Origin of the sequence: Rothia mucilaginosa, assembly GCF_019334805.1 — a bacterium.
GTDB lineage: Bacteria > Actinomycetota > Actinomycetes > Actinomycetales > Micrococcaceae > Rothia > Rothia mucilaginosa_C.
Genome location: NZ_CP079822.1, coordinates 1,248,619 through 1,268,776 on the forward strand (window position 1 = coordinate 1,248,619; position 20,158 = coordinate 1,268,776).

Below are 20,158 nucleotides of genomic sequence, written 5' to 3' on the forward strand. Positions count from 1 at the left end.
AGCTATCCAGCGCTAGCGGCTGGGTCAGCCTCCGCAGACATAACTTAGACATAAACTTTTATGTCTACACATAAAAAATTTGAGTCTAGACATAAAAATTCATGTCTAGACTCAAATTTTTGTGTCTGATTTGTGTCTAGACTAAAATTTTTTGTATGAACAACGTGGAATGGACCCCCGAATGGCTTGCTGAAACCATCAAACTATTGCGTACTCACGGCAGTGATACGCAGTTTATTGAGGTTAAAAAAGCCCACGGAGGCTACCCCGGAAGCCTAGACGCAACCCTGAGTAGCTTCTCCAATAGTTCCACGGGCGGAATCATTATCTGCGGCCTCGACGAGAATAATGACTTTGCACCTGTAGGCGTATACGACCCTGCAGACCTAGAAAAAACCCTCGGCAACAAGCTCCGCAGGGGCCTTAAACCGCCGAACACCATGGAATCCGGCACCATCCTCTACGAAGACGCCAAAATCTTTGTTGCCACCATCCCTCCGCTGCCTCCCTACGAACGCCCCGCCTACATTGGCGGTATAGCGTACGTGCGTTCCGGCGATGGCGACCACGAAATGAGCCGCCACGAAACCGACCTGATGGTGGCTCAGCGGACACGCACCGGATTCGATGAGGAGCCGGTGGAATACACCTCCCTAGCTGACCTAGATGAAGGCCTCAAAACTGCCTATCTGCGAGACATACGTGCTAAATCACGCCGCCTTGCTACAAGCTCCGATGAAGAAGTGCTCCGCCGCAAGGGAATTATTGCCCTCGGAACCGACAACCTTTCCCTTGCGGGCTTGTACGCCTTGGGTGCCTACCCTCAAGAGTTCAGGCCCTCGCTCAAAGTCACCGGAGTCGTCATCGACCCAAGTGGTAAAGCCCGTAACCTCGACAAATTCGAGGCGGACGGCCCCATCCCCGCCATGCTCGAAGAGACCCTGGCATGGGTCAAGCGGAACCTGGCGCATCCGGTCGTCGAGCTGCCCAATGGGCACCTCGTCAACGGGCAGGAAGTGCCCGATATTGCCCTTCGCGAGATTCTGTCGAATGCGCTCGTGCACCGCAGCCTCAACCCTAAAGCGGATACCGAGGAGGTGCGCGTCAGGATTTTCCCCGACCGAATCTCTGTAGAAAACCCCGGCGGTCTATACGGAATCACTCTCCAGCGCCTGCAAGAGTACGGGGAACGTTCCCGCGTGAACGACCGCCTGTATGACGTGTGCACGCACGTAACAACCCCCGACGACGGATACCGAGTCATCGAGGGTGAGGGTAGCGGCATCTACACGGCACAGGAGGCGGTGCGTCAGGCAGGACTGAAACCCATCCAGTTCATTGACGGGGTTATTCGTTTTACCGCGATTATCAGCAGGGAGCCTCTGGATGGTGCTCATGCCGCCGACGTCGGTTCACCGCAGCAGAAGTCGGACGTAGACCCGCGCCAATCGGTGCCTACGGTTCCCAGTAGCCGTCAGGAGGCGGTGCTCCTCGCCCTGCGCTCGCTACGCCACCCCGCCGGTATCGAGGACATCATGGCTGCTCTTCCCGGGCCTTTTGCTGAGCTACAGAAACCCCAGGTCCGGTACATCCTCACGAAGCTCCTTCAAGAAGGAGTTATTACCCGTGAAGGCGGTCGAGGCAACCGCAACACCGTGTACCGGTTGGCCTAATCGAACATCGGGCTAACAGGCAAAAGCGGCCCGGGTGGAAACCAATCCATCCGGGCCGCTTTTCTTACAGCCTACGCCTCAGGAGAATCACTCCAGCGGGCGGTCGGGCGCCTAGTGCACCTCAGTGCTCTTCTCAGGGTCGAAGGGCTCCAGCGGGTCACCAGCAGCCTTCGTGTACTTCGCAATGAAGGTCATCAGGTGGAAGATAATCAGGGTCGCAGCGGTACCCAGGGCAATACCGGCGAAGGTCATCTGGCCGAAGGTCCAGGTGTAGTCCGCAATACCCACAATCAGCGCCACAGCGGCGGTGGTCAGGTTGATCTGGTTCGAGAAGTTCACGCGGCTCTCGCTCCAGATGCGCACACCGAGCATACCGATCATGCCGTACAGAACGGTTGCGGCACCACCCAGAACACCCGCGGGAACAGACGCAATAGCCGCGCCGAAGCCCGGGAGGAGCGACAGGGCAATCGCGAAGATAGCAGCCACCCAGTATGCTGCGGTGGAGTACACCTTGGTCGCTGCCATCACGCCGATGTTCTCAGCGTAGGTGGTAGTACCGGAACCGCCACCGAAACCGGCGATGGTGGTTGCCAGGCCGTCCGCCATGAGAGCGCGACCGGAGTAGTCGTCCAGGTTTTCGCCGCTCATCTGAGCCACAGACTTCACGTGGCCAATGTTTTCAGCCACAAGCACCAGAATCACGGGGATGAACAGGCCAGCGAGCTCCCAGTGGAACTCGGGGGTCTGGAAGTGCGGCAGACCGATGATGCCCTGAGTCTGCACAGCCGTATCAATCTTAGAGAAGTCGACCTCGCCGCGAATCACAGCGGTAATGTAGCCGATGCCCACACCCAGCAGGATGGACAGGCGACCAATAATGCCCTTGAAGAGCACCGAAATCAGGATGATGGAGCACAGGGTCACCAGTGCGGTCACCGGTGCCACCATGAAGTTGTCCTTAGCGCTCTTTGCCAGGTTGAAACCAATCAGCGCCACAATCGAACCGGTGACGACCGGCGGCATGAGCTTGGTCAGCCAGCCGGTGCCAGCGAACTGAACAATCAGACCGACCAGGAACAGCGCGATACCCGCCATGACGATACCGCCGAGGGCACCAGCGGGGCCGTGCGAGTTCATGGCAGCCGCCAGGGGCGCAATGAACGCAAACGAAGAACCCAGGTAGGAGGGGACGCGACCGCGGGTAATCAGCAGGAACAGGACCGTGCCGATACCCGAGAAGAACAGGGTGGTTGCCGGCGGGAAGCCGGTAATAATCGGCACGAGGAAGGTTGCGCCGAACATTGCAACCACGTGCTGCGCGCCAATGCCGATAGTAATTGGCCAGGCGAGGCGCTCGTTCGGGGCGACGAAGGAACCGGGCTTAATGCTTCGGCCGTCGCCGTGAACCGACCAGTCAAAGCCGAGAAGTTTAGAGATGCTCAAAGGGGAGCTCCTGAGGTGAATGTGGTGGTGTATAAAATTCCACATAATTCTACGCGTATACAGGTGTAGGTCACAGCTAAACGGCTGTAAATATGAGCAGGGATACGTTAATTGGGGCGTATATTCTTTTATTGTGGGCGCGGTATCCCGTATATAGCCCAAAATGCATCAATACCCCGTATATGCGGTTTAAAGCATATACGGGGTATTGATGCAAAGAGCGAATAAAAACACTCGCTACACACAGCTCATGAGCTTAGAGAGCGTCACGCAGGTTATCCAAGTGATCGTAACGTGCCAGCTCATAACGCAGGTGACCCTCGGTCGGCGACTGAACCGGCAGGAACGACGCCTCACGCAGGCGACGAGCAGTCGGGGAAGTAGCCACGTAACCGGCGCCTCCAACAACCTGCAGCTCAAAGTGAGTAGCAATGGTTGCAAAGTGCGAAACACCCAAACGCAAGCTCAGCAGGTCACGACGCTCAGCACGCTCCGGCTCAGACGCCAGGCGAACCAGTTCCTCACGCAGGCTCTGGTACTCCGTCAGAATCAGCGGGAACTCCGGGCGGAACACGCCCTGAGAGACGTCCAGGTGCTTAGCAGCCTCCTGCAGGGCGCCAGCGGCAAGACCCAGGCAGAACGACGACTGAACCAGCAGGAACGGCGCGGTCACATCGTGCAGGAACGCCTCAATATTGTCGCTCAGAATGTCCTCGCTCGGAACGAAAACGTCCTCGAACTTCAGAGTGCCAGACTCGGTGCCGTTCAGCGCCAACAGGTTGCGGTGGTAGTCAACGCTCAGACCCTCAACGTTCTGGCGAACCGTCACGATGTAGCGGTTCGGGTGGCTCTCCGGGGCGTTCTGCACAGCCACCGGAAGAACAATCACGCCGCCCGGGTACAGGTTCGACGCCCACGACACGGAACCGTTCAGCTTCAGACCGCCCTCAACGAGAGTGCCCTCCACCTTGATCGGTGCCAGGCCCGAAGCCTCCTTGTACGCTGCCGCCATCGCGGTGGTGCCGCTGACGGTTGCATCCGCCAGACCCTCGGGCAGCTCGCGGCCCACAGCGTCAAAGAACGCGATGGTGGAGCGGTGAGCCCACAGGGAGAACGCCGTGGAGGCATCCTCGGTGGCAAGGTCGAACGCTACCGAAACCTGGGGGACCAGGGAGCCGCCGTCACGGCCCAGGGTAATCAGGCCGTCCTTAGCGATTTCGCGCAGGTTCTCGAAGGGGGAACGCTCGCCACGGTCAACCGCGCTAGCGTGGGTTCGGGCGAGTGCGAGCACCTGCTCGCGCTGGGGGTAGTCGTAGAGGGGTTCGAGGGTGAACTCGGACATGGGGTTTCTCCTAAGCGGGGAGCATCGCGTCTATGCGTGCAGCTTGAACAGTCGGTCGATGGGAGTGCTGACGGCCTTACGGGCGCGCACAACAGCTTCTTCGTCGGGTGCGTCGTAGAAGCAGAGGCACTTTGCGGTGTCTTCGCGAACGTAGGTGCGCAGGAAGGAAACCTCGGGTACTTCAGCGTACTTGGGGGCGTTTGCCTTCTTGCGGGTCAGGTACTGTTCCATGGTGATTTCTGCGGGGATGTCCCACTCAACCAGGTAGTCTGCGTCCTTCTTGAGTTTCTTGATGTCTTCGAGCTCTGCGCCGACCAGGCGGACTGCGTCGGGGCCTGCGACGGATGCGCGCTCACCGATTGCTGCGGCGAGGTCGGGGCCGAATGCGGTGTTCTCGGATTCGACGATGACGAAGACGATCTTGTGGTCTGCGGAGACCTGGGTTTCGATGAGCTCGGCGCCGTTGGTCAGGGACGAGTTGACGGTCTCGATGAGTGCGGTTGCTTCGTCCTTGGACGGCTGTGCGGGGGTCAGTTCTACCAGATAAAGTGCCATGTTTTTCTCCTCGGCTAAGGGTTGGTGGGTCGTGTCGGAAGGGGTTTTCCGGCTCGTTATGGATTCACCTTAGACCTGTGGTTGAAGACTGTCTAATAGATTTCTGTTCGTGGCTTAATGCGTCCTTTTTGACCCTGTATTTCGTCATGTGTGTTCACGCGGAGACATAAATCGTCACAGTTCCGCGCGCGGCAACCCGCCTACGGCCGCAGAATTTTTACGCGGGTTATCGAACCCGATGGCGCATCTATCCGCGCCGTCCTGCTCGTGCCGCAAAGTCATCGAGGGCGCGGTTGAGGGCGGAGACAGTCCACACTTTTTGCCCCTGAATTTTGACGCGTTCTTCACGCAGAATCTGCAACTCCACCATGCGGTTGAGGAGGCGATACACACTAGCTCGGGACCCCTGCGTGTGCTCCTCCACCATGTGTGCGGTGAAGGCGGGCTCGGTGCAGCACAGGTCGGTGAGGGAACGCAGGAGAGGGGTTTTACGCTGGGCAATGGACAGCACCTCATCACGCAGGGTTTCAATGTCTTGCGCCAGGATTTCTGCGTTGGTGATTGCCTTCTGCGCGGCGTTGATGAAGAGCTCGATGATGGGCTCGGCATCGCCTGCACGGTAGTCGGTGAGCGCCTGAATGTACCCTTCGGTATCGTGCAACAGCCCGGAGGAGACGGGCAGAATCACGTGGCGGGTGACCCCGCGGGCGAGCAGGAGCGCGGAGATGAGGGCGCGCCCGGTTCGGCCGTTGCCGTCGGTGAAGGGGTGGATCGTTTCAAATTGGGCGTGCGCGATAGCCGCCTGCGCGAGGGGGTCAATATCGCGGCGGTTCATGAAGGCTACAAGGTCTTCGAGGGCGGCAGGAACCCTCTCGTGATGCGGCGCCACATAGTCGGCGGTTACCGGCGAATCGCCCTTAATCCACACCCACTGGGTGCGGAGTACACCGGAGTCTTGCTGCAGGCCGCGGGTCAGTTCACGGTGCATGGCGAGGATGTTATCGACGCTAATGTTTTCTGCGGTGTTCAGGGCTGCACGCATGGCGTGAACGTTGCGTGCCACCAGCTCGGCGTTAACGCCAACTTTCGACCCGCTTGCACCCAGGACAGCCAGTGAGAGCTTGCGGGCACTAACGGTGAGGTTTTCGATCTGCGAGCTGGAGGCGGATTCGCCACGCAGAAGAACCGCGGAGAAGGGGATGCCGCCGATGTGGTGGAGCCGCTCATCGAAGCGGGTCATTGCGGTGGCGTTCTCCTGGAGGCGCGCTCGCAGTGCGGGGCTGAGTTCGACGTTGAGTGCGGCAATGGAAGCGGGTACGGCGCTGGAGAAGGTGCCGGAGTTGCGGCGCGTTGCGCGTCGGGAGGCGAGGGCGTCCCGGTGAACCAAGGGGGTTTGCGGCTCCCATGTGAGGGCGGGCCAGGTGGTGGCTGAGGGCATGGTTCCTCCTCCTGGGTGTCGTTAATGCTGGTCGTGCTTGAGGGGTCTTAATAAGACAATACACTTCAATTTTCTTATTAAGGCGCTTAATAAGAAAATCTGCGCGGATTGTCTCATTAAGGAACATGCTCCGAACGCCCCTCCTGAACCCCCCTCGACATTCCGGGGCTCCGACTGCCGGGAGCATACACCGGGGCATACACTGGAGCATGTACCAGGGCGTATAGTAAGGGCCCCGAACCCTTGGTAATTCAAGGATTCTGGGCCCTCACATCTACACGCTCACGCTGCCCGAAGCAGCGAGTTGGCAGTGTAGATAAGCAACTTTGTGGCTACTTCACGCCGCGCATCATCTTCTGAACCGGCTTGTGCACCAGGAACAGCAGCACACCGGTCGCGATGGTGATAATACCCATCCAGGTGAAGTAGGGAACTTCAGTTTCCATGCTGTAGAACTGAGCCAGCCAACCCGACAGCACGGTACCCATTGCCACGGAGGTGAAGTACAGCGCCATCATGTTCACGCGGTGCGCCTTCGGTGCGAGCTTGGTCGCCAGCGAAATGCCCACCGGGGAAATAATCAGTTCAGCGATGGTGCAGACGAATAGAATCAGCACAATCCAGCCGACGTTCACGCTCTGAACGCCCGCCTGAGCGAGGAAGATCCAGAACGCCAGGCCAATAATAATCAGCGCTGCGGAGAACTTCACGGTGGTCACCGGCTGACGTTCACCCCATTTGGTCCACAGGGCGGAGAACATCATGCCGAAGATAATGATGAAGATTGGGTTGATGGAGTTGACCAGGTTCGGGCTCAGTTCCATGCCCAGGATGTTCCAGTTGAGGCGCTCATCCGAGTACACCGCCATGACGGTGAACTGCTGCTGGTACAGTGCCCAGAACACGGCGTTTGCAATCCACAGGGGAATGAATGCGGTGACGCGGGAACGCTCATCCGCGGTGACGTCCTTAGCGGTCAGCAGCTGAGCGAACAGGGCGATAGCGCCGATGAAGATGAAGCCCATGACCCAGTTCTTGAGGTTGTCTGCGGTCATCAGGCCGGTTGCCAGCAGGATACCGAGAACGACCACGATACCGACCAGTGCCAGGAAGAAGTTACGCTTCTGAGCGCTGGTGAAGGGGGTGCCCACGTGGTGTACGGAGGCGGGCAGGTTCTTGCGGGTCAGCGAGTACTGAATCAGGCCGGCAGCCATACCGATAGCAGCCAGGCCAAATCCGAGGTGGAAACCGCCGGTGCTCCAGCCCCAACCGGTCAGGATCGGGCCAAGCAGTGCGCCGGTGTTCACGCCGATGTAGAAGATGGTGAAGCCCGCGTCGCGGCGGTGGTCGTTATCTGCGTAGAGGGAGCCGACGAGCACGGAGGCGTTGCTCTTCAAACCACCGGAACCGATAGCGACCAGCAGCAGACCAATCACTACACCCGGAATGCCGGGGATGAGGGAGAGGGAGATGTGACCCGCCATGATGCCGATGGCGGAGTAGAAGAGGGTACGCTCGGGGCCGAGGAGGCGGTCACCGAGGATGCCGCCAAGAATTGCCATGAGGTACACGACTGCACCGTACGCGCCGATAACGCCGGTGGCGAGGTCCTTGTCGAGGCCCAGGCCGCCCTTGTCGGCGGTGTAGTACAGGTAGTAGATCATGATGCCCTGCATGCCGTAGAAGGAGAAGCGCTCCCACATTTCTACGGTGAACAGGTTCGCGAGCATGCGCGGGTGGCCGAAGAAGGTCTTGGTTTCCTTGGGTTCGGCACCTGTGATGGTGTGAGACATGGTGGAAAATCTTTTCTGTCGAGCCCGGAATTCTATGTGACCCGGGCAATATGTATTTAAGTCTATACCCTTATGGGTGCATATGTATACATGAATGTGCTTGTATTACGGATGGTTACTTTATATGTAGTGCATGAAAAACCATTTCGATTTTTTCGTATGAACCGCTTCCGAATCTCACAAACCCCCAAATACCGGGCTAGATGCGCCCCACACCCCCAACGCGATAGAGTGGAACCACAACTATGCCCACCCGGCACCCCGTCGTGCCGATCGGCTCATTTTTAATCATTTCAAAGGAGAACCCCATGACCGCTGTACCCCAGGTTGACCCCCGCGACGTTCCCGCAGGCGCAACCATCATCGACGTGCGTGAAGACTACGAGTGGGAGGGTGGCCACGCGACCGGCGCTAAGCACATCACCCTCGGCACCCTCGCTGAGCGTCTGGCTGAGCTGCCCGCACCCGGTGAAGACTTCTACGTCATCTGCCACGGCGGCGGCCGTTCGAACCGCGCGGCAACCTTCCTGCGCGAGCACGGCTACGCCGCACACAACATTGCGGGCGGCACCAGCGCATGGTTCGCTGCCGGTCTGCCGATGACCAGCGAGAACGGCGAAGCACCCGCAGTCGTTCACTAAACCGCCAGTTCGCCTGCACGCCATACAATGGAGTCCGTGACTGAAACTTCCGCGGACCGTATTTTTTCTACCCCGAACGCTCCCGCTCCTGCCTCCCCGCATGCCCTGCCGAGTATTCTGCAGAGCATCCCGTGGGATGCGCAGACGCGGGAGCTTGTCGTGCGCCCGCTTCCTTTCGCAGTGAACTGCGAGGAGGCGTACCCGCTGCTGGCCGGTGGTGCCGAGTATTCCTTCTGGCTGGATTCGGCGCGCGAGGAGTCGCCCATGTCGGTCGCCTCGTATGTGGGTGTGGTCCCGGCGCAGCTGTCGCCCCTGCGCGTGGATTCGGCGCGTGCGGCGGCTGAGTCTGGCGGGGAAGATCCCTTCGCCCAGTTGGAGGCGGCGCTCGCCTGCGCACCGCGCGTGCACCCGGATACCGCGGCGGCAACCGGTCTGCCCGCGGGTTTGCGTGGCGGTTACGTGGGCTATTTCGGCTATGAGGCGCGTGCCGCCATGGGCATGGAGCACGGCCACCCGGTGCCGGGTTACCTGCCGGCGTATGAGGCGCCGACCCCGGATTCCCTGTGGTTGCCGACGGTCCGTTACCTGGTGCATGAGCATGCCCGCCCTGGTGGTGCGGCGCGTAGCTGGCTGGTGGGGGATGAGCCGTGGTGTGAGGCGGCGGAGCGGCTGCTGAGCGCGGCGGGGGAGTGCGCCTCCAAAAATACCCCCGTAAATAATCCCGGCAATGCCCCCGAGCTTACTGAGCCTCTGCTCTTCCCGGCACCCGCCGCGGAAGCCTACATGGACGCCGTTCGCGCTAGTCAGCACGAAATCTACGAGGGTAACAGCTACGAGGTGTGCCTGACCGCGCAGACGAACGCGCGCATCCAGAATCCGAGCCCGGAGCTTTTCTTTGAGCTGTACCGCCGCCAGCGCGCCCACAATGCGGCGCCGTATGCGGCGTATCTGCGGTGCGGTGATTTTTCGGTGCTTTCTTCCTCGCCGGAGCGTTTTTTGAGTGTGGATGAGCAGCGTAATGCCCAGACGAAACCGATTAAGGGCACGATTGCTCGCGGTGCCACCCCGGAAGAAGATGAGGCTGCCGCAGCCTGGTTGCGTACCGATGAGAAGACCCGCGCCGAGAACCTTATGATTGTGGATTTGCTGCGTAATGACCTGTCCACGGTGTCTGACCCGGCGTCCGTGCGCGTGCCGGTGCTCATGGGCGTGGAGAGCTATTCGACGGTGCATCAGCTGGTGTCTACGGTCAGCTCGCGCCTGCGCGAGGGAATTTCCGCGGTGGCTGCCGCGCGGGCGTGCTTCCCGGGCGGTTCGATGACTGGTGCTCCGAAGCCCTCGACCATGCAGATTATTGAGGGTCTGGAGGGTCGCGCTCGCGGCGTGTATTCGGGTACTTTGGGCTTTGTGTCGGCGGATGGTTCGGCGAACCTGTCGATTGTGATTCGCACGCTCGTGGCGCACGATGATGGCACGGTGACTCTTGCTGCCGGTGGCGCTATCGTGGCTGATTCCGACCCGACCGCCGAGTATGAGGAGATGCTGACGAAGCTGCGCGCCGCGTTGCCGCCGTCGGTGGGTCGCGTGGTGGAATAACCTGGCGCTGGAATAGCACAGGGAATAGCCTGCGCCGCCTGGACGTGAGCCGCTACACTGGAACTATGACTAAGCTTTCTGAAAACCTCCCCATTGAAGAAGCCCGTGAACGCCTGCGCCAGCTAATTATTGAGCTGGCTGTGGTGCGCGGGCACGTGGTCCTCGCCTCCGGCAAGGAAGCCGACTACTACGTTGACCTGCGCCGCATCACTCTGCACCACGAGGCTTCTCGCCTGGTGGGTCAGGTCATGCTGGACCTGCTGGATAAGAACGGCATCGAGTTTGAGGCTGCTGGCGGCCTGACCATGGGTGCTGACCCGGTGGGTACCGCGATTATGCGTGCCGCTGGTGATCAGGACCGTGCGATTGACGCGTTTGTGGTGCGTAAGGCTCAGAAGTCTTACGGCATGGGCCGTCAGGTGGAGGGCCCGAGCGTTGAGGGTCGCCGCGTGGTTGCTGTTGAGGACACCTCCACGACCGGTGGTTCGGCGCTGACTGCTGTTGAGGCACTGCGTAAGGCTGGCGCTGAGGTTGTGGCGGTTGCTGTGATTGTTGACCGTGCGACCGGCGCTAAGGAGCATGTGGAAGAGGTTGCGGGCGTCCCGTGCCTGTACGCGTACTCGAAGGATGAGCTGGGCCTGGACTAGTCTCTGCTGGCTTGGACTAGGACCTCGTGAATTTTTAAGACGTTCCCGTTGCGGCGGGTGAACCCGTGCCGCTGGCTACTGTGTGTGGCTGGTGGTGCGGGTTTTTGTCTGTAAGATGGCTCTGTGGGCGCCGGAGTGGTGCTGGTTGTTGGCGTGAAGGTGGTTGTGATGGTTGAGAATCGTGATGCGGCTGAGGCTGTACCTGCTGAGGCTGTGCCTGCGGAGGCGGCTGTAGCTGAGGCTGTTGAGGGTACTGAGCAGGGTACTGCCCGTTTTGAGGTGGGTGTGGGCCCGTGGGAGGGTCCGTGGCCTGAGGGCGACCATTGGGATGAGGAGCTGCTACGTGAGGGCGACCGCCGTAACGTGGTGGATAAGTACCGTTACTGGTCGATGGACGCGATTATTGCTGACCTGGATACGCGCCGCCATGATTTTCATGTGGCGATTGAGAATTGGCAGCATGATTTGAATATTGGCACGGTGGTACGCACGGCGAATGCGATGTTGGCGAAGGAGGTCCATATTATTGGGCGTCGCCGTTGGAATCGTCGTGGTGCGATGGTGACGGATCGTTATCAGCATGTGCGTCATCATCCGACGATTGAGGATTTTGTGGCGTGGGCGCAGGCTGAGGGTCTGGAAATTATTGGTATTGATATTTTTCCGGATTCGGTGCCCCTGGAGACGTATGATCTGCCGAAGAGGTGTGTGCTGGTTTTTGGTCAGGAGGGCCCGGGTTTGTCGGAGGAGTTGCATGCGGCGGCTAGGGATACTCTGTCGATTGAGCAGTTTGGGTCAACGCGTTCGATGAATGCGGCGACGGCTGCGGGTATTGCGATGCATGCGTGGGTTCGCCGCCATGTGTTTGGCCAGATTCCGTCGTAGTTCGGTGGCTGTTTATGAGGTGTTTAAAGGTTCCGATGCGTTGTGTGCGCGTCGGAACCTTTTTCGTTGTGGTTTGGGTGGCTTAAACCACGCATGAAATTATCTAGGCGTGTTAGTGTTAACGCAAATCACAGGAGATGTGAGAATCGCACTATCAATTTCGGTTTAGGGTATGCGATGGATTTCCTGGCTTCGGCTCGCCAATGGTTGCGGGTTGTGCATATGAATGACCGCGACGTCATTCCCCTGAAAGGAGTCGGTAACAATGAAGAAATCTGCTGCTCTGTTCGCCTGCTTTGCTTTAGCTTTAAGTTCTTGCGCCGCTGCGCCTAAAGATACTAGCCTCAAAGCCCAGCTGGATTTTGAAAATAACTACATTACTCTTCCGCTCGATGAATACGACATGAGTGACCAGGCCCTAGATATAACATATAGGGCGTATTTGTTGATTCTTAAAGAGTGCTATGCGAAAAAGGGATACGATTTTGAAATTCTAGAAAACGGCTTGGTTTCTGGCAACGCCTCCCAGTACGGCTCCTGGAACGTGAAGCATGCGGCGAATCATTTTACGTCCAGCAAAGTCAGAGAAGAGCAGGAAAGGATTTATGAGAGCATCCCTGAAGACGTCAGGGCCAGCTGCCGCGAAGAGCATCGGGAAGAACTGGATATGCTCTATTTTGATGAGGCTGATGAGAAAAAGTACCGCCCCGTCGGTCGTATCAGTGGCGAAGCGTACCAGCGTGCGCAGGCTGACCCTGAATGGAAGAAAGCCCGCTCAGATTGGTGGGACTGCCAGCGTCAGGAAGGGTTGACGCCTCGCACCGGGGACGGTGAATGGACGAGCAAAGAAACGGCCAATCTGAATGCTGATGATCCCAAAGTGTTGGAGGAGGTTATCCGCCTGGCAATCATTGAAGCTCAATGTAGTGAGAAGGTGAGGTTGGCTCAGCGTCTGGGTGATATTGAGGCGTCCTATCAGGGACCTTTGATTGAGAAGAATCAGGCGCTGCTGAATGAATTGAAGGCCGATCGTGATGCGAAGATAGCGAAGGCGCGCGAAATTATCGCCACCCACCAGTAGCCACACCCGCTGAAGGGCAGAACGGGCGAACCAGCCGCAGAATGCCCACAAGCAAATTTCACAAGAAGGAGCCGGGGAGTGTCACCACTCCCCGGCCCTCACTTTATTCACTCTCAACCTCGCAGCCCATGCTGGCGCACCTACAGGCCCGCCAGCTCAAGGCCACTCAGCGTCAGGTTACTTAGCCCTTTAGCCCACCGGAACGTTAACGTTCACCAGCGAGTACAGATCCTTCGGATCATCCGGGCTAGCAACCAGGTCAATGAACTGCTGCAGGTCGGTGTCCTGCGTAGCCGCACGGGCATAACGCAGACCCGAGAAGTCAGCAATTGCGAAGCCCACCGAGTCGAACAGGGTAATCTGCTCATCCGAGACGCGGCCGGGCTCCTCGCCGGTCAGTACCTTCCAGAACTCCACCACGGGGAAGTCCGGGTCCTTCTGCTGAATTTCGCCCTCAATGCGGGTCTGGGGCGGGAACTCAACGAACACGGTGGAGCGGTCCAGAATTTCGCTTTCCAGCTCAGTCTTGCCGGGGCAGTCGCCACCAATAGCGTTCAGGTGCACGCCGGGCTTTACCTGGCGGTCCAGCAGAACCTTCGCCTGCTGCTTATCGGCGGTGCAGGTGGTAATAATGTCTGCACCCTCAACAGCCTCGTCCACGTCCTTAGCCAGGTGGATGCGGAAGCCCAGCGGCTCCAGGTTGCGGCGGAACTTCTCCATCGCGTGCGGATCAATGTCGTAGACGGACAGGTCCTCAATGCCGAGCACCGCGCGCATACCCAGCGCCTGGAACTCAGACTGAGAGCCGGTACCAATCATCGCCATCTTCTTCGAATCCTTGCGTGCCAGGTGCTTAGCAACCATGGCGGACACGCCAGCGGTACGCAGCGCGGTCAGCAGGGTCATCTCAGCCAGGAACACGGGGTAGCCGTTATCCACGTCAGCGAGCAAACCGAACGCGGTCACGGTCTGGAAGCCGCGCGCCGGGTTCGACGGGTGGCCGTTCACGTACTTGAAGGAGTAGGTAATGTTGTCGGAGGTGGGCATCAGCTCAATCACACCGAAGGGGGTGTGGGAGGCGACGCGCGGGATTTTGTCGAAGCTCTGCCACTTCTTGAAGTCTTCTTCGAGGAAGTCGACCATGCCGGCAATGATGTTGCCTACGCCGTCCTTCTGAATCCACTTCGCCATCGAGGCGACGTCAACAAATTCCACCGCGTGTGCGCTAGGACGTTCAGTCATGATTTTCTCCTTTGAATATCTGCACAAAACTTCTTTGTGCATCTGGTGGTCACTGCGGATATCTATTATCTCAAAATATATTGCAGGACACACCGTATTAGAAATGCTGTAAATATGTACTTTGCTTTATGTATTACACGGATGTAATACGGAAGCGAACACGGAAAGACGGGCAGGGAGGGGGTTCCAGACTCTATTGGCTAGGGTCTAGCGGCTAGGGTCTAGAACCCCCTCATTCGCCGCCACCGGGATATCACCGGGATTGGAGGCAACCGGTCGGGTTAGCTACCCTTCGGCTTGTCCTCGTCCTCAATGTCCAGATCATCCAGGTCAATGTGGGTACGAGGCTCCGAAACGAGCTTCTTCACCACGGGGCGGGCAGCAATCACAGGCACGGAACCGGTGTAGCCTTCACGGACGCGAGCAATCTCGTTGACGCGGTCACGAACCGTGTACCAGCCGATAATCAGCAGCGGGATAACCAGCAGCAGCGATGCCAGGGTGTAGGTGCCGACCGGGTAATCCAGAGCCATCAGCACCAGCACAATAGCCAGGAAGGCCATCACAGCCCAGTCGCTGAAACGACCGCCGGGTGCACGGTAGTTGGGGCGCTTGTACTTGCCCTCGCCGACCAGCTTCAGGTACTTCTGGTGCGACATTGCGATAGCCGCCCAGCTAGCCATGGTGCCCACGGATGCGATGTTCAGCACGACCTCGAACGCCTGCTCGGGAACGAAGAAGTTCAGCACAACACCGAAGAGGCCAATCACACCGGTGAGCAGAATACCTGCCACCGGAACACCGGAGCGGGACACCTTGGTGGTGAACTTCGGTGCCGAACCGGCAACACCCATCGAGTGGAGGATACGGCCGGTGGAGTACAGGCCAGCGTTCAGCGAGGAAGCAGCCGCGGTAATAACGACCAGCTGCATAATCGGTGCGGTACCATCAATGCCGATAGCGTCGAAGAAGGTCACGAACGGCGACTCTGCGTCCTTGTATGCGGTGTAGGGCATGAGCAGGCAGAGCAGAACCACGGAACCAACGTAGAAGATCGCAATACGCCAGATCACGGTGTTGATAGCGCGGGGGATAACCTTCTCAACGTTCTTGGTTTCACCACTGGTGGTGCCGACCAGCTCAATACCGGCGTAGGCGAACACAACGCCCTGAACCACAATCAGAGCGGGGAGAATGCCGTTGGGGAAGAAGCCGTCATTGGCTGCGATAAGGCTCAGTCCGGGGGTGACGCCGTTGATGGGTTCACCGAAGACCAGGTACCAGATACCTACCGCCATGAAGGACAGCAGGGCAAGGATCTTAATGAGTGCGAACCAGAATTCCAGCTCACCGAAGATCTTCACGGAGATGAGGTTCAGAGCCACGGTGACGATAACGACGATGAATGCGCTAAGCCACTGGGGAATATCTGCGAAGAACTGGTTGTATCGACCGAACCAGCTGATGTAGATAGCGATAGCGGTGGCGTCTGCAACGGCGGTCATTGCCCAGTTCAGCCAGTACAGCCATCCGGATACGAATGCGGCCTTTTCGCCGTAGAATTCGCGGGTGTACGAGACGAAGGAGCCCGAGGAGGGGCGGTGAAGAATCAGCTCGCCGAGGGCTCGAAGGATCAGGTAGCCGAAGAAGCCGATGACGGCGTAGATGACGGCGAGCATGGGGCCCGCGTCCTGCAGACGGCTACCGGTGCCCAGGAACAGGCCGGTACCGATAGCGGAACCGATGGCGATCATCTGGAGCTGACGTGCGCCAAGCCCCTTGTGGAAGCCTTCCTGTTCGTGTGCGAACGGGTCGTCTGTGGGGGGCTTAGTGTATTGATCCGCTGCAGAAGTCTGCGGGTTCTTGTTCGGTGAGGTGCTCACGCTATGCCTCCTTGGATAGTTACGTCTGAAGCACGTGCTACACGAAATGTGGTTGGGAACACGTCTGCGGGTTGTAACGACTATAGCACGGTAATTTAGGTAAATATAACTCACATCACGTAATAATTTATATACATATAATGCATATCTTATGAATATATTTGGTTCATGTTGTATTGTGTGGTTTTCATTGTTTTGTGAAATAGATTAATTGAACCCTGAGTCCAAAAAATCAATTACCCCACCACCGCACAGCACAAGAGCACCCACAACGGGGTGCTCTCACAACCTATTCAAAACGGGGGCTTAGCCCTCCATCAGGCGGTCAATCTTCGCCCGCAACGCGCGCTCACGACGATTCAACCACCACCAGCTCGGCCAACGCATCAACGACTTACGGCCCACCTGCACGACCGAGGGGAGCTTCGCCTCCGCAAGCGCCACATCAATCTCGTGGTCACTCGCACCCTCATCACGCATTTTCTCCATCAACTCAAGGGATTTCGCCATATCGCCATGCCCCAAAACATGCCGACTCTTACGCTCCAGAATCTCATCCAACTGGGCGCGCACCGGGGCAATAGCCGCCGCATTCGGATGCTCACGCTCAGCACGACGCTGCGCCTGGCGGGCACGCTTCTCACGTTTCGCGTCGAGCTGTTTTGGATTATTTTTAGCGCTCGCCTTGCTCATGGGAGGTTCCTTTCATCGCGTCCGGGTGATGTGTACGCTGCCCTGCACGCACAGAAGACATCAAGTCATTAACACCTCTACTTTACCGCGGTAATTCGCGGAAATTTCGCTGCAGTAAACCCAAAAAAACCCACAAAAAATTAACGATAAATAAGTCGTATCTTGGTAAAATAGTGCGAGTAGGAGGCGTCTCGCGCGCCAACAAAATATGGTGAACCGGCCCAGCATCGGTAACCGGTCGCATCTATCCAAGGAGTCAGCATATGGCTATTGCAACCCCCGAAGTTTACGCAGAAATGCTGCAGACCGCGAAGGAAAAGGGCTTCGCGTACCCCGCAGTGAACGTGACCTCCTCCCAGACCCTGAATGCTGCAATCCGCGGCTTCGCAGAGGCTGGCTCGGACGGCATCATCCAGGCATCCACCGGTGGTGCAGCATACTGGTCCGGCGCTTCCAAGAAGGACATGGTCGTTGGCTCCCTGGCCTTCGCAGCATACGCACGCGAAGTTGCTAAGCAGTACGACGTGAACATTGCACTGCACACCGACCACTGCCCCAAGGACAAGCTGGAAGGCTTCGTCCTGCCCCTGCTGGCAGAGTCCGAGAAGGCTGTTGCTCGCGGTGAAGACCCCATCTTCAACTCCCACATGTGGGACGGCTCCGCAATCGACCTGGACGAGAACCTGAAGATTGCTGCTGAGCTGATCGAGCGTACCTCCAAGGCAAAGCTCGTTCTCGAGGTTGAGATTGGTGCCGTTGGTGGCGAGGAAGACGGCGTTGAAGGCGCTATCGACGACTCCCTGTACACCACCGTTGCAGACGCAATCAAGACCGTTGAGGCAATCGGCCTGGGCGAGAAGGGCACCTACATGGCTGCTCTGACCTTCGGTAACGTTCACGGCGTGTACAAGCCCGGTAACGTTCACCTGCGCCCCGAGCTGCTCAAGGAAATCCAGACCGAGGTCGGCGCTAAGTACGGCAAGGGCGACAAGCCCTTCTACCTGGTCTTCCACGGTGGCTCCGGCTCCACCGAGCAGGAGATTGCAGACGCAGTGTCCTACGGTGTTATCAAGATGAACATCGACACCGACACCCAGTACGCATTCACCCGCCCCGTTGCTGGCCACATGTTCAGCAACTACGACGGTGTGCTGAAGGTTGACGGCGAGGTCGGCAACAAGAAGACCTACGACCCCCGCGTTTGGGGTGCAGCTGCAGAGGCAGGCATGGCCGCACGCGTGGTCGAGGCTTGCCAGCAGCTCGGTTCCGTCGGTACCTCCATCAAGTAAGGTGCTGTTCGCCCGCCGCAGCTCCCGTAGGTGCTGCCGGGTGTGAACCTAAGCTTCGTTAAGCGAAAGCGGTGCCCGCTTCCTCATCACGAGGAGGCGGGCACCGCTCTTTGCTTATGTAGTTTTAGAACCGGGCGAGTTAGAACCGGGTGAGCCAGGCGCTCGTTGCCGACAGGGGCGGGTTTACTTGCCGCCGCAGCCGCAACCACCGCATCCGCAGCCGCCGGACTTCACAGCCACCGAACCGGAGGTGGGGATACCGTCGCCAGTGTCGCCACCCATGAGGTTCACGCGGTTGCCGATTTCGGGGCCGCCGACCGGCTGGGGTGCCTTACCCGCCAGGGTTGCCGCGAAACCGGCGGGTTCGCCGCTCAGGTTCGGGATCATCGACGCCGCCGGGGAACCGGACGGGCCGCACGCAGCCGCTGCCGCGTTCGCCTTCGGCTGGGCGACCAGGTGTGCGCGGGAGAATCGCTTAATCTGCTCGGCAGTCGGGTAGGAGAAGGACACCTTCACCTCACCGTTGACGAGCATGAGCGGCAGAACCTCGCGGCCGTTCATCTCAATCTGCTCCGCCACGGGTGCGCACTCTTCAAATGCGGAAGGGTAGGAGTCGGTGGAGTACACCTCAATGTCCACGCCCGAATCCAGCGCCTCCTGCGCGGCACCCAGGAAGATGGAACGCTCCATATCCTGCGGATCCTCCGGGTTCTCGCCGGGACCCGGAATAAATACTTCAAGAACGGTCTCAGCCGCTTCAGTCATCAGTTTCAGCCTTTTCTCTCTTATGGGCACCGGCTCGGGGGGAGGGGTGCCAGTCCTTCACTAAGTGTACTCGCGACCTCAAGAGTGCAGAAGTGTGAGTTGAAGTTCCAGATTTGCGGAATATTTGCAGAATTCGAGTCGAATGACCCTCAGCTCGTGAGCTACGGGTTTAGGTGTTGTATTCTGAGTGCATATGCACCGGAGTGTGCGAACCCTGCAATTCAGGCAGGCGCCGCCCGGTGTGAAACCAAGAAGGCAACGACGCCCGCATCCGACGCGGACGCATCAGCGCTACAAATACACGCTATTCATAGCGCAACACGACCAGAAGGAGCATACATGTTCGGTTTCGGCAAGAAGAAGAAGGAAGCTGCCGCACAGGAAGCATCGTCCGCAGACGTCTACGTCGCACCTGCTACCGGCGAGTACCTGCCGCTGAGCGAAGTCTCCGACCCCGTTTTCTCTCAGGGCGTTATGGGCGACGGCTACGCAGTGAACCCCACCGCAGGCACCATCGTCGCACCCGTTGCAGGCACCATTGCACTGATTCAGGACACCCTGCACGCATTCATGCTCCGCACTGAAAACGGCGGTGAGGTACTGGTCCACATCGGTATCGACACCGTTGAGCTCGGCGGCGACGGCTTCACCAAGCTCGCTAACGTAGGTGACAAGGTTGAGGCAGGCGCACCCATTATCGAGGTCGACTGGGCAGCTATCGAGGGCCGCATCCCCTCCAAGGAAACCATGGTGATGATTACCAACACCGCAAAGTTCAACATCTCCAAGGACTCTGAGTCTCGTCGCCCCGTCGCAGCCGGTGACCGCGTCGCTCAGGCATCCAAGAAGTAAGCTGAACCAGCGAAAAATAGCTCAGCTTCAACTGCGGTGAAAACCCGCGAAAATACTTAACGCAAAAGGTCGCGTCCTGCAGGCTCAATCGGTCTGTGGGCGCGGCTTTTTTCGTTACACGAGAAATTTTTTAACGCCGCATGAAATGCCGCTATTAAAAGCGGCGGAAAAGGAGGAACACATTCACCCGCATTACACAGCGGGTAAGAATGAGGCGCACATAATACCCTATTTTCCTGTAAACGCAGTGAATCACCGATAAAAAATCGTTATCCTACATAGAGTTGTAGTTTGAGTTGAGAGAATCCGGACCCTCAGCTATAAACCAAAACTTCAA

At 58.4% G+C, this 20,158-nt stretch carries 17 protein-coding genes; 8 read left to right on the plus strand and 9 right to left on the minus strand.

Annotated elements, in window-relative coordinates:
- The first annotated feature begins 155 nt into the window (after positions 1-155).
- Positions 156-1,673, plus strand: coding sequence for an ATP-binding protein (locus LPB405_RS04895; RefSeq protein ID WP_219100356.1), 1,518 nt, complete (start codon positions 156-158; stop codon positions 1,671-1,673).
- A 111-nt stretch (positions 1,674-1,784) separates the two neighbouring features.
- On the opposite strand, the gene LPB405_RS04900 is transcribed toward LPB405_RS04895, so the two are convergent.
- The 5 genes from LPB405_RS04900 to LPB405_RS04920 form a co-directional block, all read right to left on the minus strand.
- The gene (locus tag LPB405_RS04900; protein WP_219100358.1) at positions 1,785-3,119 is read right to left on the minus strand and encodes a uracil-xanthine permease family protein; all 1,335 of its coding nucleotides are present in this window, start codon (positions 3,117-3,119) and stop codon (positions 1,785-1,787) included.
- Between the two features lie 256 nt (positions 3,120-3,375).
- On the minus strand, positions 3,376-4,461 hold the full coding sequence (locus LPB405_RS04905; protein ID WP_219100362.1) for an acyl-CoA dehydrogenase family protein: 1,086 nt from the start codon (positions 4,459-4,461) through the stop codon (positions 3,376-3,378).
- 30 nt (positions 4,462-4,491) lie between these two features.
- Positions 4,492-5,016, minus strand: coding sequence for a DUF4242 domain-containing protein (locus LPB405_RS04910; protein WP_012902691.1), 525 nt, complete (start codon positions 5,014-5,016; stop codon positions 4,492-4,494).
- Between the two features lie 247 nt (positions 5,017-5,263).
- Positions 5,264-6,454, minus strand: a complete 1,191-nt coding sequence (locus tag LPB405_RS04915) for a Fic family protein (RefSeq protein ID WP_219100364.1) — start codon at positions 6,452-6,454, stop codon at positions 5,264-5,266.
- A 332-nt stretch (positions 6,455-6,786) separates the two neighbouring features.
- The gene (locus LPB405_RS04920; protein WP_219100366.1) at positions 6,787-8,247 is read right to left on the minus strand and encodes a peptide MFS transporter; all 1,461 of its coding nucleotides are present in this window, start codon (positions 8,245-8,247) and stop codon (positions 6,787-6,789) included.
- Between the two features lie 308 nt (positions 8,248-8,555).
- On the opposite strand from LPB405_RS04920, the gene LPB405_RS04925 reads away from it, so the two are divergent.
- The 5 genes from LPB405_RS04925 (at position 8,556) to LPB405_RS04945 (ending at position 13,097) form a co-directional block, all read left to right on the plus strand.
- Positions 8,556-8,888 carry a rhodanese-like domain-containing protein gene (locus LPB405_RS04925; RefSeq protein ID WP_049326803.1) on the plus strand — a complete coding sequence of 111 codons (333 nt, stop codon included), beginning with the start codon at positions 8,556-8,558 and terminating at the stop codon, positions 8,886-8,888.
- A gap of 27 nt (positions 8,889-8,915) precedes the next feature.
- Positions 8,916-10,484, plus strand: a complete 1,569-nt coding sequence (locus LPB405_RS04930; protein WP_219100368.1) for an anthranilate synthase component I family protein — start codon at positions 8,916-8,918, stop codon at positions 10,482-10,484.
- Between the two features lie 65 nt (positions 10,485-10,549).
- A complete protein-coding gene (gene pyrE / locus LPB405_RS04935) occupies positions 10,550-11,131 on the plus strand; it encodes an orotate phosphoribosyltransferase (protein ID WP_219100370.1) in 582 nt (193 codons plus the stop codon).
- A gap of 123 nt (positions 11,132-11,254) precedes the next feature.
- Positions 11,255-12,016, plus strand: a complete 762-nt coding sequence (locus LPB405_RS04940; RefSeq protein WP_257604848.1) for a TrmH family RNA methyltransferase — start codon at positions 11,255-11,257, stop codon at positions 12,014-12,016.
- Between the two features lie 265 nt (positions 12,017-12,281).
- Positions 12,282-13,097: a hypothetical protein gene (locus LPB405_RS04945; protein ID WP_070819227.1), complete on the plus strand. Its 816-nt coding sequence runs from the start codon at positions 12,282-12,284 to the stop codon at positions 13,095-13,097.
- 189 nt (positions 13,098-13,286) lie between these two features.
- Here LPB405_RS04945 and LPB405_RS04950 read toward each other — a convergent pair whose 3' ends face one another.
- The 3 genes from LPB405_RS04950 to LPB405_RS04960 all read right to left on the minus strand — a co-directional run bounded on the left by LPB405_RS04950 (position 13,287) and on the right by LPB405_RS04960 (position 16,915).
- A complete protein-coding gene (locus tag LPB405_RS04950) occupies positions 13,287-14,339 on the minus strand; it encodes an ornithine cyclodeaminase (protein ID WP_049326800.1) in 1,053 nt (350 codons plus the stop codon).
- Between the two features lie 281 nt (positions 14,340-14,620).
- On the minus strand, positions 14,621-16,222 hold the full coding sequence (locus LPB405_RS04955; RefSeq protein ID WP_219100372.1) for an amino acid permease: 1,602 nt from the start codon (positions 16,220-16,222) through the stop codon (positions 14,621-14,623).
- Positions 16,223-16,528: 306 nt separating this feature from the next.
- Positions 16,529-16,915, minus strand: a complete 387-nt coding sequence (locus LPB405_RS04960) for a hypothetical protein (RefSeq protein ID WP_012902700.1) — start codon at positions 16,913-16,915, stop codon at positions 16,529-16,531.
- A 263-nt stretch (positions 16,916-17,178) separates the two neighbouring features.
- On the opposite strand from LPB405_RS04960, the gene fbaA reads away from it, so the two are divergent.
- Complete coding sequence (fbaA, locus tag LPB405_RS04965; protein ID WP_012902702.1) at positions 17,179-18,204, plus strand: class II fructose-bisphosphate aldolase; 1,026 nt, start codon at positions 17,179-17,181, stop codon at positions 18,202-18,204.
- 183 nt (positions 18,205-18,387) lie between these two features.
- Here the strand turns inward: fbaA and LPB405_RS04970 are convergent, their stop codons facing one another.
- Positions 18,388-18,969: an arsenic metallochaperone ArsD family protein gene (locus tag LPB405_RS04970; protein WP_219100374.1), complete on the minus strand. Its 582-nt coding sequence runs from the start codon at positions 18,967-18,969 to the stop codon at positions 18,388-18,390.
- Positions 18,970-19,308: 339 nt separating this feature from the next.
- Here LPB405_RS04970 and LPB405_RS04975 point away from each other — a divergent pair, with 339 nt between their 5' ends.
- The gene (locus LPB405_RS04975; RefSeq protein WP_044150002.1) at positions 19,309-19,821 is read left to right on the plus strand and encodes a PTS sugar transporter subunit IIA; all 513 of its coding nucleotides are present in this window, start codon (positions 19,309-19,311) and stop codon (positions 19,819-19,821) included.
- Positions 19,822-20,158: the final 337 nt, after the last annotated feature.